This window comes from Runella sp. R5_40, from assembly GCF_057652295.1.
The window spans coordinates 128,181-140,944 of the sequence record NZ_JBYFCH010000014.1 but is presented as its reverse complement, the minus strand read 5'-3'; the positions used below and the strand labels follow the sequence as shown (position 1 = coordinate 140,944).

The 12,764-nt window shown below is 44.8% G+C and carries 9 protein-coding genes; 2 read left to right on the top strand and 7 right to left on the bottom strand.

Annotated features, from left to right (window positions below):
* Position 1: 1 nt before the first annotated feature.
* Positions 2-1,327 carry a cytochrome P450 gene (locus AC23N5_RS21115; protein WP_487757140.1) on the bottom strand — a complete coding sequence of 442 codons (1,326 nt, stop codon included), beginning with the start codon at positions 1,325-1,327 and terminating at the stop codon, positions 2-4.
* A 470-nt stretch (positions 1,328-1,797) separates the two neighbouring features.
* Here AC23N5_RS21115 and AC23N5_RS21110 point away from each other — a divergent pair, with 470 nt between their 5' ends.
* Positions 1,798-2,421, top strand: a complete 624-nt coding sequence (locus AC23N5_RS21110) for a hypothetical protein (protein ID WP_487757139.1) — start codon at positions 1,798-1,800, stop codon at positions 2,419-2,421.
* Between the two features lie 25 nt (positions 2,422-2,446).
* On the opposite strand, the gene AC23N5_RS21105 is transcribed toward AC23N5_RS21110, so the two are convergent.
* From AC23N5_RS21105 to AC23N5_RS21090, 4 genes are read right to left on the bottom strand one after another with little or no spacing between them, the layout of a single operon-like run.
* On the bottom strand, positions 2,447-3,427 hold the full coding sequence (locus tag AC23N5_RS21105; RefSeq protein WP_487757138.1) for a metallophosphoesterase family protein: 981 nt from the start codon (positions 3,425-3,427) through the stop codon (positions 2,447-2,449).
* Between the two features lie 7 nt (positions 3,428-3,434).
* Positions 3,435-4,793 carry a lysophospholipid acyltransferase family protein gene (locus tag AC23N5_RS21100; RefSeq protein ID WP_487757137.1) on the bottom strand — a complete coding sequence of 453 codons (1,359 nt, stop codon included), beginning with the start codon at positions 4,791-4,793 and terminating at the stop codon, positions 3,435-3,437.
* A 46-nt stretch (positions 4,794-4,839) separates the two neighbouring features.
* Complete coding sequence (locus tag AC23N5_RS21095; RefSeq protein WP_183978001.1) at positions 4,840-5,418, bottom strand: TetR/AcrR family transcriptional regulator; 579 nt, start codon at positions 5,416-5,418, stop codon at positions 4,840-4,842.
* Positions 5,419-5,424: 6 nt separating this feature from the next.
* Positions 5,425-6,936 (bottom strand): S41 family peptidase, encoded by a 1,512-nt coding sequence (locus tag AC23N5_RS21090; RefSeq protein ID WP_487757136.1) that lies wholly within the window; start codon positions 6,934-6,936, stop codon positions 5,425-5,427.
* A 117-nt stretch (positions 6,937-7,053) separates the two neighbouring features.
* Between AC23N5_RS21090 and AC23N5_RS21085 the strand changes: the two genes are divergently transcribed.
* Positions 7,054-7,527, top strand: a complete 474-nt coding sequence (locus AC23N5_RS21085) for a hypothetical protein (RefSeq protein ID WP_183978005.1) — start codon at positions 7,054-7,056, stop codon at positions 7,525-7,527.
* Positions 7,528-7,591: 64 nt separating this feature from the next.
* On the opposite strand, the gene AC23N5_RS21080 is transcribed toward AC23N5_RS21085, so the two are convergent.
* Complete coding sequence (locus AC23N5_RS21080) at positions 7,592-9,094, bottom strand: SusD/RagB family nutrient-binding outer membrane lipoprotein (RefSeq protein ID WP_487757135.1); 1,503 nt, start codon at positions 9,092-9,094, stop codon at positions 7,592-7,594.
* Positions 9,095-9,124: 30 nt separating this feature from the next.
* The gene (locus AC23N5_RS21075) at positions 9,125-12,724 is read right to left on the bottom strand and encodes a SusC/RagA family TonB-linked outer membrane protein (RefSeq protein ID WP_487757134.1); all 3,600 of its coding nucleotides are present in this window, start codon (positions 12,722-12,724) and stop codon (positions 9,125-9,127) included.
* Between the last annotated feature and the right edge of the window lie 40 nt (positions 12,725-12,764).

The window sequence follows — 12,764 nt, the reverse complement described above, 5'->3', positions numbered from 1 at the left end:
TTTATTTTACCCAAACTTTGATACCATTCATGGGTTTGAGTGTAATCAGTGGAAACATTTTGGGGTTGTGGGTGTCGTCGGGTACAAACGTGAATCGTTTGAGTAAGGATGCTAAAATCAGTTGCATTTCGATGAGGGCAAATTGCTGACCAATACAAATGCGTGGCCCCGCGCCAAAGGGTAAGTAGGCAAATTTGGGGCGATTTTTGACGTTTTCGGGGGTGAAATGAGTGGGGGCAAAAGAAAGCGGATTGTGCCAAAATTCGGGGTTACGGTGAAGCTCGTACATGGGTAAAAATACAATGGTGCCCTTCCGAATTTCAAAACCCTCAATTACATCATCAGCGATGGCTTCGCGAGCAACAGCCCAAGCGGGCGGGAATAACCGCAAACCTTCTTCCACTACTTGACGAGTGTAAGTGAGTTGCAAAAGTTGTTCCCAAGTCGGAACAGTGTCAAAAATTGAACATTCTTCACGGATTTTTTGAACCATCTCTGGATGTTTCGATAGCTCCAACAACAACCAATTTAGGCCGTTGGCGGAAGTTTCATGCCCTGCGGCAAACATCGTAATCGCCTCATCCCGAACTTGTTGGTCGTTCATTTGCTGACCCGTTTCTTCGTCGGTACAGTCGAGGAGCATTTGTAAAAGGTCATCTTGCGGCTGACTCGAAGCGCGGCGTTGTTCAATTATATCAAAAATGAGGCGATTAAAATAGCTCAAATCAGCCCGAAAACGACGATTAGCGCCGTTAATGGCCATCCAAGGTTTGAGAAAAGGCTTCCGAATATTGGCAATGATAAATTCTTGGGTACGATTGATTTGCTGATAAATCGTTGCCTTATCTTCGTTGGTAATGGTGGTAAACAAGGTTCTGAGCGCAATGTCGGCGGTGATGGCCATCATTTTTTCGTCGAGGTCGATGGCTGATTGGTCTCGGTTTGCTTCAAAATCGTTGACAAACTGAGTGGTTAATTCTGCCATGATTTGATACAACCCCAGCATTCGTTCACGGTGGAAAACGGGTTGAATCAGACGCCGTTGCCGCAGCCAAAAGTCTCCTTCGCTGGTTAGCAGTCCTTTCCCGAGCACTTTACTTAACTCTGTAAATGCCTTTCCTTTGGCATAACCACGGTGATTTTGTTGAAGGACGTGCCGAAAAAAAGCGGGGTCTCTCGAAAAAACGATGTCTCTAAAAAGGCGTAATCGAAAGGTATCCCCACAGGTTGAAAAACCACTTCTGATGAATGAAAGCGGGTCTTTGGCAAAACGAAGTGGTATCGTTAGCGGGATTTTACTGGGTTTATATAGAGGGAGGACAGGCATTTGTGAATTGATTAAAATTCAAGAATTTAAGTTGTACTAATGAATACAGGTCTTAATAGCATTCCTTTTAAAACACATAGAGGACAGTTATAATTTTACGACAAAATAGTTGTATAAAAATCTAGATTTTATTTTTATATAAATCAAATAATAGATTGAAATATAATTTGTTTTTCTTATTTAATACCTTGTTTGAAAAGTAGTATGATATTTTTTATCCCGCAGATAAACGCAGATTAAAATTCAACGCGGATTGGCGCAGATAAGCTCATTAGCCGAATTAATCACCCAAAATCTGCGGTTATCTGTGGTTTTAGAATCAGCGTAAATCTGCGGGTAAATTATAAAGAAACTTAATAAACAACGTATTTAATAACTGTGTATTCAGAAATGACTTGTTTTTGGGTAATTTCAAAATAGTAATACTTTTGTAGAACTTTAAGTAAGTTAAACTATAAAAAAACACTAAAATGAGAGTCATAACAACTCTTCTCTTCTTTTTTGCTTTTACGGCTGCTTTCTGCCAGAGTGCACAAATTACACCAAATGAAATTGTTGTGCCAACTGTTACTACATTCCCAACCAGTTCAACTGGTAGTTTTGTATTTAAACTTCCTGAAAATGCCCTGTTTACCTACGATGGGACAAGCTGGAAGCAGTTACAGGCCGTTTCTCAAGAAGGTTTTTCAAGTTCGATTGGTTCCTACAACAATTGTTGTACATATCCTAATTCGCCTTCTGTTGCCTATTTAAACACCCCAAGTTTTAAATATGGAAATGGTACATTGACAAATAATTCATATCAGGTTGATAAAAGTGGTGTTTATCAATTTTCTTCCACATTTACAGCAGGCACGTTCGACTCAAACCCTGTAAATTATTTCTTGACAATTTATATTTTTAAAAATAACACAATGTTTAGACTAAATTCTTTTACAAATTTGTCTTCAGCTACAAATTCTACTTCACAAACATCAGATTATATCTACTTGAACTCTGGGGATATAATTCAACTGAAAATAGCCCATAATTACACAGGGGGGATGTCTCCAAATGCTACTGGTTCTCATTTTAGCTTAATAAAAATATACTAAAAGTCGGGGTTTATGCAATCGAACATCAGCTGATTGGAACTAACTCCACCTTCAAATACCCACCTGCTGCATTGGGCGGAGTGATGACTTGAGGAATGCCATTCACAATGTCGAGGGTTGGCTTGTGGGTATGTCCTGCCAAAATACCAAGCAAATTGGGACAAGAAAACACTTCTTTGTGGAATTGCAAGGTAGTCTGAGAATGACCCGTTTCAGGCCAGCGCTCGCGGCGTTCGAGTTGGTAATTCTTGTCGTTTTGGGCGTTCCATTTTGGGTGCCCACAGCCAAATCCTAAAGAGCGTTCGGGGGCATAAAGTGGGATGTGAACCATGAGCACAACTGGTTGCTGGGTGGCAACCTCTTTTCGGAAAAAAGCCAACTGTTCAGGGGTAATTTGGTACGTAGAATTATCAAGTGCCAGAAATCGGATGCCATTGATTTCGCGAGTGCTCATCAGAGGATGGTCGTTTTGGTACATTGGTCGAAGCCTTTTTTGTATCCAAGTGTCTCTCAACGAGTGGCTTGAGCCTTCCATGCCTTCGTAATGCCAATCGTGGTTTCCTGTCACGTAGAGGTGGGGAAGTTGCGCTTCCTTTAGCTGAGACGCCACCCATTCTACGGCAGCCTCCGAAGGAAAACTGAAAATGTCACCAATCAAAGCGACCAATTTGGATTGCTCTTGTTTCGCTATTTCAAGCGTTTTTCGAAAACTCTCCTCTGGATTGGTAGCTGCTCCCGTTTGAAAATGAATGGTTTGGTTGTAAGCTTTGGCCATTCTTCCGCTGAATTGCTGAAAAGGAACGCCGCGGTCATCGTCTTTAAACAAGTGCGTATCTGCCACCATCGTTATGCTAAAACGTTCTTTGATGGCTGAGTGGTAAAATCGCACTACGTTTCCATCGAGGGCAAAACTGCCCCGATTTTGCTCGGAAGCTACGTTCGGAACTTTCAATCCAGCCACTCCTAGGAGCGCCATTCCGCTTTTTAGGACAGTTCTTCTCTTCATTGTGGGTTTAGCGTTTAGTAGTTAAATAGAGTGTTTTTGCTTCTTCCAATGCCTTAAAGATTTTAGCACGTTCACTCGTAAGCGACTCCATTAAACTGGGCTTTTGTCGAAACAATCGAAGGGCTTGCCAAAGGTGAGTAAGTCGGGTAAGACGATCCCAATACCAAAGCACAAAATAACCAAGCAGAGGTAGCGATGCGACAAAAACGAGGGTAATCCAGCGCTGCTGAAATAGGGAGTGAACAATAAATGCTTCAAAACCATAAAAAATCGGGAAAAGTAAAATCCCAACGGTCATCATGATTGGGGCACGATAGCTAATGTCTGACGAAATCAGGCGTGCAATTTTTGAAGGTAAAATATATGGTATGTAATTGGTAATGAGGCCAATCAAATAGAAAGGAAGGCCAAGTAGAAGCGTAAAAAGTGTGCTGCTCAGATGATTATACAACCGTTTGGTTTGGGTGAAAATTCGGTCAGAAAGGTGAAGTTTTTGAAGTGAATCCAAGTAATTTGTCATCCTCACTTGCAGTGATTTTAGCCTGTCAGGATGCTGCGTTTCAAAGTATCGAACAGCGGTAATCAGCTGTTTAATGAGCCCAAATTCGTCTTTTTTTACTTTTTGGTTGAGTTGAAGTTCATCAAAAAGCTGGTTTTTGTACAGTTTTTCCACCTGCAACACCAAGCTGTCCTCTTCCGCATCCTCGGTGATAATGACGGTTTCTGTAAGTCGTTGCTGAATCAAATCGGTCAGGGTTTCAACGGCTTCAAACGAATCGGGATGGTAACTTTCCTTAAAGTCACGGACGTGAATGGGCTCGCCTACGTTGACAAAAACCTCCGATCGAAAGTGCGTAGGGTCAGAATAATTGAGGCCGATGGGTAAAATTTGAACCCCTAAATCAAACCCGTGCTCGGCTTCAGCACCAAGGGCAATGCGGGCCGTTCCTGTTTTTATCTCTCGCAACCGTCGTTCAATTTCGCTCGTCCCCTCGGGAAAAATCAGAATTGTTCCTTTGGTTTCTAAATAATCATAACAACGCTGAAAAGTTCGCTTGTTGAGTTCGGCGGGCGAAAGTGTATCAGAACTGGTGTCTTTTTTTCGATACACAGGAATGACGTGGAAGTACCTAAAAATGGGGCGCGTAAACCGATTGAAAATGCTGCCATTGGCAATAAAGGCGACCCGTTGCCGCACCAAGGTAGCGATAATGAGCGGATCCATAAACGTATTTGGGTGGTTTACGGCCAAAATGAGTGGCCCTTTCGCCCGATGCAATTTATCAAGTCCATCCACCTGAAACCGTCGAAAAAATACCCTAAGGGCAATTTTGAGGATAAACTTCAATAACGTGTAAAAAAGCATAAGGGCTAGGGGATTAGTTTTTTGCTCAAAATAACACTATTCGTTTCTAGGCACGAATGCCGTCCCAAATCACGCTGAAAGTCATTTCCCAATCGGCAGCCGAAACAGGTTTTTGGGTATAAATCGTTTGTTTAGCCAGTTCATGCAACATGCCCGATACCAGCGTTACCAAAAGCTCGGGATTTGCCTCTTTAATTAAGCTTTGGCGTTGTCCTTCGAGTACGAGCTGGTAAATAGGCTGCAAGGCGTGATCTTCTTCTTTGCGGGTTGTATCGTCTTCTTGAAAATAAGGAGAGCGAAAATATTGTTCTAAAAAAGCACCGTATTCTGGGTTTTGAATATTGTTTTCCAGAAAATTACGGGCCATTTTTTTAATTTTTATTTTCAAAGGTTCATCTCCCGTGAGTTCTTGGGTAAGGTCGTTGGTATTTTCGTGCATTAGGTACAAATACAACTCCCGAATCAACTGATTTTTGTCTTCAAAATAGATGTAAACAGTTCCCGTCGCTACGCCTGCTTCCTTCGCTAAATCCGACATTTTGAGGCCAGCCAAGCCCACACGGGTTATCATCTTTAGGGCCGTTTTCAGAATCAATTGTACCTTACTTTCGTCTTTGGTTCTCATGGCAGCTTATTTTTCACTTTTGGAGGCGTTGATTAATTCATAGGCACGCTCAACGTCCAAATCGCGGGCTTTTCTGACATCTTCAAAACGGTATTCAATGGGCACATTGGGCTGTACACCGTGGCCAATGTCGGCTCCAGGAATGTTAAGTACCAATTTAAACACGGGAATGCGCACTTTTGCCTGCGTATGCGGCAGGGTCAGGTAGGGGGAAATAAACGCATTGCAGCCGTGGCGCCCGCCGCCCGTTTCGCGGCCTATGACTACCGCCCGAGGGTTGTACTGTTGAATCATGGAGGGGAAAATGGCCGCAGCGGAAAACGACCCGCCATTGGTGAGCAAATACACCTTTCCCTTGAAACCATAGCGACGGGTCGGTTTTTGAACGCGCTGGGCGGAACGGCTGCTTCGGCGACCGTCGGGGAGTTTTTTTGACCAAAAATAACGCGTAAACCAGCGTGGAAATTTGTGCCCGTAATAGTGTTGGTACGAAGGACGAAGGGTGATGGCCGCCGCCGTGTCATAGACTGTATAATTGGCATCGAGGAGGTACGACATCAAATTAATACTCGCGTCTGATTTTCCTCCACCGTTGGCCCGTAGGTCAATGATTAAGTGTTTGATATTCTGGGTTTTTAATGCTTTGAAAGAACGGCGATAAAATCGTCGATAACGGTCGTCGCTAAAGGTGTTGATGTCCAAAATAGCCACTGTGCTGTCTTTTTCTGATAGCTTCAAAGTGCGCAATTTTGGATTGGTTTTGACCATCAATTTGGGCGTTGCAACGGGCGTTTTGGGTGGTTGATTGCTGGCCGTTTTGACAGGAATGCTGGCTTTTTTGGTAGGTTTGGGTGGTTTGTTAAAACTAAGTTTAAGCCCCCTTTTTTTACCTAACGAATCTTGTACGGTGACTTCAAATGTTTCTTTATTTCCGTACAAATAGCGATAAAAACCGCCAAAGTTACCGTTGATTACCGTCGTTTTAAACGTTTGATTGTAGCCGTCGGAAGGAACGAGTTGGCGCATTTTTGCAATAATATCAGCCGCAGGTTGCCCATCAATGGATACTACTTCGGTGCCAACGACCAGGCTAGTGTCGTCTGTTCGATTTTGGAGAATACGAAGCTTGTTTTCAACGTAATACAGCCCCAAAGGAAATTCTTTTGGTTTGTTTTTTTTGATGTATTTTGAATACCCTTTCGACGGATAAATATCGGTATGACCACAACGGATGTACGAAAAGATGGGGTTGACCGTGCGCCGAAACTCCAGCTCCGTCATGGGATGGTCGAGCAGCTTTTCAGTTTGGTCAAAAACCCAACGAATAGAATCAGAGGAGGTGTAACGATAAATCCCTGGGTGAGATTCTTCCAACGCATGACGCATGAGCTTAAAATCTTGCTTGATTTGTTCAACACTGTAAGTAGTGTCAGGAACGTATTTGCGGCTACATGAACTGAGCAGAAGAAAAATCCCAAACAGGAAGGTGGAGGGGACGAATTGTTTTTTTAGGGTCATGATTGATTGTAATATTCATTGACTGCTTTACAAAAAAATACATAAATTGCTTGAAAACAAAAAACCTAGACACTCGGTTTGATTTCTCATAAACCATAAATAAAAACGTATAAGGCTATGGCACGTCCTAATCTCGACCTCATTGCCGCTCTTCGTCGAACGGCTCGTAAGATTGAACAAGGCTCTCCGTACCAATGGGGACACATGGGGAGCTGCAATTGTGGAAATTTAGCGCAAGAAATTACGAAGCTTACCAAAGCCGAAATCCATGCCCATGCCCTGGCCAACGGCAGGGGAGATTGGAATGAGCAATTGAATGACTATTGCCCTACGAGCGGGCTACCGATGGATTTGCTCATCAATGAGATGATAGACGCAGGGTTGGATTCGGACGATTTGAAGCATTTAGAACGACTGTCGGACCGACGAATTTTGAATCGTTTGCCCGAAAATAAGCGTCATTTACGTCATAATTATCGCGATGACGTGGTGCTGTATATTTCGGAGTGGGCAACTATGCTGGAGGAACAGCTTTTAAGTACCATAAAACTTCCTCAATTTACTTGGGAAACGGAAGCCGTTTATGTTTAGTTAAGAAAAAAAAAGGCAAACCAAAATTAGCTTGGTTTGCCTTAACGTAAAATAGAAACAGTGGTTATTTCTTATCCCACCACACCTTAGAGGTATATGAGTTGCCGTTGGCAAGGCGCTTAACGGCTTCGTCATAGTTGGTTTTGTTTAGCAAAGTCTCACGAGACGAATAAATAGCTCGGCGTGGAATTTGGCCGTTGGTTGAGCCCAAATTTGGTCCTGCTTTCAAAGCAGGATACCCCATTCTGCGCCATTCGATAAAAGCTTCGTACGAACGGCCAAACAGCTGAATCCATTTTTGGGTACCGATTTTTTCCAACTTTTCGTCTTTACTTAAACCCGTAAATGAGAGCTCCTTTTGAAAATCAGCGGGTACTGTGGTGATGTTGTATGGGTTTTGTGCCAAAGCAGCTCTTACCCCATCCTGATAAAACTTCTCCGCTTGGTCAGGCGTCGCGCCCCAGTTTTCGAGGGCTGCTTCGGCTTTGTAAAAACAAACATCTGAGTACGACATGGCCAAGCACGGAATGGCTGGGCTATAAGCTTTGTTAAAAAACGTTGTTTGTGAGGCAGTTGAATAGTCGTCTTTGATGATTGTTTTCAAAAGCTCATCTGTAAGGGCCACACCAATTCCTTTGTAAGCGGGGGTACCAGCCTTCACAGAATTGACCGTGGGTTGCACAAGGCGTGCAAGGCGCGGGTCTTTAGAGTTCACCAACTGAGCTACCAAGGGTGCTGCTAAGTATTTAAGGTCGGGGCTACCCGCCAGCCAATGGTTCAACACTGGGTGTACGTTGGCGTTGGTTGCGTCGTTAAATGTTGGTACGGCCGCATTGTCGGTATTGCTTTCAAGCAAGGGTTGACCCATGGCTTCGGTAACGGTTTTTTGGGCCAAAGCCGCGTCAGCGTAACGGATACGCATTCCAAGGCGCAACTTGAGTGAATTGCCGTATTTTTTCCACTGCGTAAGATTGCCTTTGAAATAATAGTCAGCTGCCCCGTAGCTATCGTCGGTTGGCGTAATTTGAGAGAGCGCCGCGTCCAAGTCTTGTATCAACTTTTTATAAATAGCATCTTGCGTATCAAACTTCGGTTGATTATTGACCGCATCTACGCCCAAGGCAGTTTCGGAGAAAGGAACGTCGCCGAACAAATCCGTCAAACGTTGCCAAATCGAAATCTCAACAATCCTTGCAATGGCTAGTTTGGTACGTGCTTTGGGGTCATTTTCACGTCCTTTGAGCAATTGAGTTCTGATTTGCGAAATATTCCGAATCAGGGCATAATGGTCGTTCCAAAGGTTATCGTCGGTTTGTTGGATGTACCTAGAGCTCGAAATAAGCACGCCACCCGCCCAGTGTTGTATCCACGAGCCAAATTGGTTGTTGGGGTATTCGTAACCTTCCGAAAAAGCGGCGTCCTTTTGAGCTTTGGACAAAATAAGCCCTGGGTCGATGGTGGAAAGGGTCGTAGGAGGCGTATTGATTTTTTCAAAATCTTCGGTACAGCCTTGCGCTACAAAAAGCGCCCCTATCATAACAAGCGATTTGATTTTTATAGATTTCATGAGTTGAAAGTCGTTAGAGGAAAGAGGTGGTTAGAGTTCTAAATTCAAGCTAAAGCCAAAATAACGTAACAATGGCAACGAGGTGGACTCAAGACCCAGCGAGGAATTGTTGACGTTGAACGACGAGGCTTCGGGGGCGTAGCCGTCGGTTTTGCGTTGCAAGTAGAACAAATTGCGTCCATAAACTCCCGCGCGAATGTTGCGGAAAGGCGTTTTGCTGATGATTTTAGACGGCAATTGATAGTTGAAAGTAAGTTCTCTGAACATGATATAACTTGCGTCGTTGAGCATTTCTTCCGACACAACGTTGTCTTTGTCAGGGGCAATTACGTTCCAGTAGTCTTGAGCTCTTACTTGTTTGGTATTGCCTTGGCCTGTGCTTGTCCAAGTACCATCAGCGTTTTTCTGGGCTACAACACCATCGGCGACATACGAGCCATCGCGCCCAGGAAGGGTCTTTTTGATGGTTCCGAATACCAATTCTTCGCGCAAACTTTGTGAAAATATTTTTCCACCTTGGCTTACGTCCATCAAGCCAGACAAGCTGAAGCCTTTGTAGCGGAAGGTATTGTTAAATCCACCAATCCAGTTGGGTAACGCACTGCCAATTTCGTACAACAACTTCGCATTGGTTTTGAGGGGCAAACCTGTCGTTGGGTCAATCAAACGATTGCCTTTGTCGTCGCGTAACCATTGAAAACCGTTACCGATGATGGTTCCGAATGGCTTGCCTGGGGTGGCGATAACTTGCACGTTGCGGTCGTCGCCCAATAAGAAGGTAGAGACTCCTTCGGCCAATTCAACAACTTGGTTGCGGTTACGCGAGAAGTTGAAAGTAGCATCCCACGAGAAGCCTGTTTCGGTCCGCACGGGCGTTCCTGTGAGGGACAATTCAATGCCGTGGTTACGAATTTCGCCCGCGTTGATGCGGCGTGACGTGAAAGTACTCGACGGAGGCAATGGAATATTGAGAATTTGGTTTTTTGTACTTGCATCGTAGTACGCAAACGTCAATCCCAAACGATTTTTGAAAAAACGGGCTTCAAGACCTAATTCAAGCGACGTTGTTAATTCGTTTTTGAGGTTAGGGTCTGGAATAACTGAGGTAAACGAACCCAAAGGTTGCCCCCCGTGTGGTGTTTGGTCGAGCGCATAGTTACCCGTCAACTGGTACGGGCTTCCTGAACTTCCCGCTTGTGCCCACGAGGCACGAACTTTTAAGAAACTCAACGTAGAATTTTGGAGGTTCAAGGCATCGGTTACGACCAAGCTACCGCTCACAGCAGGGTAGAAAAAGGAGTTGTTGGCGGGAGAAAGGGTAGAAGACCAGTCGTTGCGGGCAGAGAAATCAACAAATAAATAGTCCCGAAAACCTACTGAACCTGCGGCATAAACGGAATTGATGGATGATTCAGAAAGGTTGAAAACGTAGGAATTGATGAGGGTGTTGTTGATGGAATACAAATTAGGCGCAATAAATTCCGTCCCCGTATTTCCTGTGGTACGGGCATAAAATTTTTGGTGGTTGGCGCCAAGGTTGAGCGACAATGAAAAATCTTTTGACAACTCAGGGGTCAACGACAGCAATACGTCGCTGTTGTCTTCGCGGACGCGCGTTACTTCTTCAATAATATCACCATTGCGGTTTTGGCTTTGGTAAGTGCCTTTTTCGCGGTAGCGAAGACGCTGGTCAGTATAAAAGTCAGTACCTGTTTTGGCCGTCAAACGAATCCAATCATTAAACTGATAACTCAATTTTATCAAACCAATCAAACGCTGACGGTCGTCGGAGTTGCGGGTATGGTCGCGCGTCCAATAAGGGTTGGCTGTTGAAGAGTTGGTAGCGTACGTTTTTTCCAACCCAATAAAAGGAGTGGTGCCGTAGCCCAGTTGTTTGCTTACATCTTCCGCCGTCCAAGTCGAGTTTTCCAAAATGCTCATAGGAATGGAGCGCGGTTGGCTGATCCAAAGATAGGCAGGGTTGTCGGCGGCATCCGAAACCGTAGGGCGATTGTTTCCCCGTTGACCGATGTAATTGGCTTTTACGTCAAGGTCAAGCTTGGGAGTAAGTTTCGCCATTGTACGAAGGCTAATGTTATTACGGTTGAGGGTATTCCCTGGGGTATAACCGTCGATTTTAGTATTTCCAAACGATAAACGATAGTTGACATTGTCGTTTCCGCCTTCAAGGCTAATGTTATTGGCCATCTGTCTTTCTTTGTTGAAAAACGTTTGGAAAGTGTTGGGTTGAGGGGTAAGGCTCAATACATTTCCCCATTGGTCTTCGTACTGTTGTCCTTCCATTTTGGCTCCCCAGCTGGCACGGGTAAAGCGGTCGCGTCCGCCACTCATTTTGGGAATACCTTGAATATTAGCGGCTTTTGCGGCTGCCCACGTATAAATTTTGCCATCGTTGCCACGGAAATGCGTAAACGTTCCGTCAAGTCCTTGACCGTATTCGTCTTGAAAATCAGGTAAAACTAGCGCGTCACCGACAGAATAATCAATGCCGTATTTGATGCCTACGCCCTTGCGTGATTTGCCCGATTTAGTCGTAATCAAGATGACCCCGTTGCTTCCGCGCTGACCGTATAGGGCGGCGGCGTTTGGCCCTTTCAAAACCGACATGCTTTCAATGTCTTCTGGGTTGATGTTGGAGATTCCGTCGCCGTAGTCGATTCCTCCCCAGCGGCTGGGTGAATTTACGTTGCTGTTATCCATCGGAATCCCGTCGATGACGTACAGTGGCTGGCTATTTCCCACCAAGGAATTGGCCCCCCGAATCACAACCCGCGACGACCCGCCTGCTCCGTTGCCTGCGCGTGTTACTTGTACACCCGCAATCTTCCCTGCCAATGAGGTAGCTACGTTGGCTTCTTTGGCTTGAGCAAGGCTTTCGCCGTTGATTTCCTGAATCGAATACCCCAAGGCGCGTTTGTCGCGTTTGATACCCAAAGCCGTGACAACCACCTCGCCGAGGGTTTGGGTGTCTTCGTTTAAGACAAGGTTGATTTCCGTCTGATTGCCAACCACAATTTCTTTCTTGATGTAGCCAACAAACGAGAAAACCAGGGTTTCGGAAGGTTGGGCGACAAGGCTATATTTCCCTTCGCCGTTGGTAGAAGTTCCGCGGTTGGTTCCTTTGACCAATACGCTTACCCCCGCCAAAATCTCTCCTTTGGCATCGGTGATGATTCCCGTAATAGGTTGCTCAATCGCGAAGGGTTCATGACTAACGGATGCTTTTTTCTCGACGGGTTGAGGAAGGGGTTCTTGCTTTAAAATGACTTGTTTTCCCGCTACTTCGTACGAAACTTGCAGCGGACTAAGCAGCGATTCAAGTACTTTGCTGAGGGGCTCGTTGACGGCATTGAGATTGACCTTGCGCTCCGACTTAATGAGGCTAGGGCTGTACAAAAACTTTACCGATGTAAGCTTTTCGATTTTTGTTAAAACTGCCTTTACCGATTGTTCGTCGGCTTTAAGGGTAATGCGTTGCTGAAGCAACTCTTGGGCGAAAGTTTCGCGGGCGTAAGACACACCAATCAGTAATACTGACAGTAGTAGCAGGGTGCAGGTTACACAAACCGTCCGCATCGCCAAACTGCGTAGTCGTAAAGGATTTCTCATAGAAGAGGGATGATTAGGTATTAAAAAATGAATATAAAGA

Excerpts from the sequence above, each read along its gene's own strand:
- AC23N5_RS21080 (WP_487757135.1), bottom strand. The coding sequence starts at position 9,094 with ATGAAATCTATAAAAATCAAATCGCTTGTTATGATAGGGGCGCTTTTT.
- AC23N5_RS21085 (WP_183978005.1), top strand. The coding sequence starts at position 7,054 with ATGGCACGTCCTAATCTCGACCTCATTGCCGCTCTTCGTCGAACGGCT.
- AC23N5_RS21105 (WP_487757138.1), bottom strand. The coding sequence starts at position 3,427 with ATGAAGAGAAGAACTGTCCTAAAAAGCGGAATGGCGCTCCTAGGAGTG.
- AC23N5_RS21100 (WP_487757137.1), bottom strand. The coding sequence starts at position 4,793 with ATGCTTTTTTACACGTTATTGAAGTTTATCCTCAAAATTGCCCTTAGG.
- AC23N5_RS21075 (WP_487757134.1), bottom strand. The coding sequence starts at position 12,724 with ATGAGAAATCCTTTACGACTACGCAGTTTGGCGATGCGGACGGTTTGT.
- AC23N5_RS21095 (WP_183978001.1), bottom strand. The coding sequence starts at position 5,418 with ATGAGAACCAAAGACGAAAGTAAGGTACAATTGATTCTGAAAACGGCC.
- AC23N5_RS21090 (WP_487757136.1), bottom strand. The coding sequence starts at position 6,936 with ATGACCCTAAAAAAACAATTCGTCCCCTCCACCTTCCTGTTTGGGATT.
- AC23N5_RS21110 (WP_487757139.1), top strand. The coding sequence starts at position 1,798 with ATGAGAGTCATAACAACTCTTCTCTTCTTTTTTGCTTTTACGGCTGCT.
- AC23N5_RS21115 (WP_487757140.1), bottom strand. The coding sequence starts at position 1,327 with ATGCCTGTCCTCCCTCTATATAAACCCAGTAAAATCCCGCTAACGATA.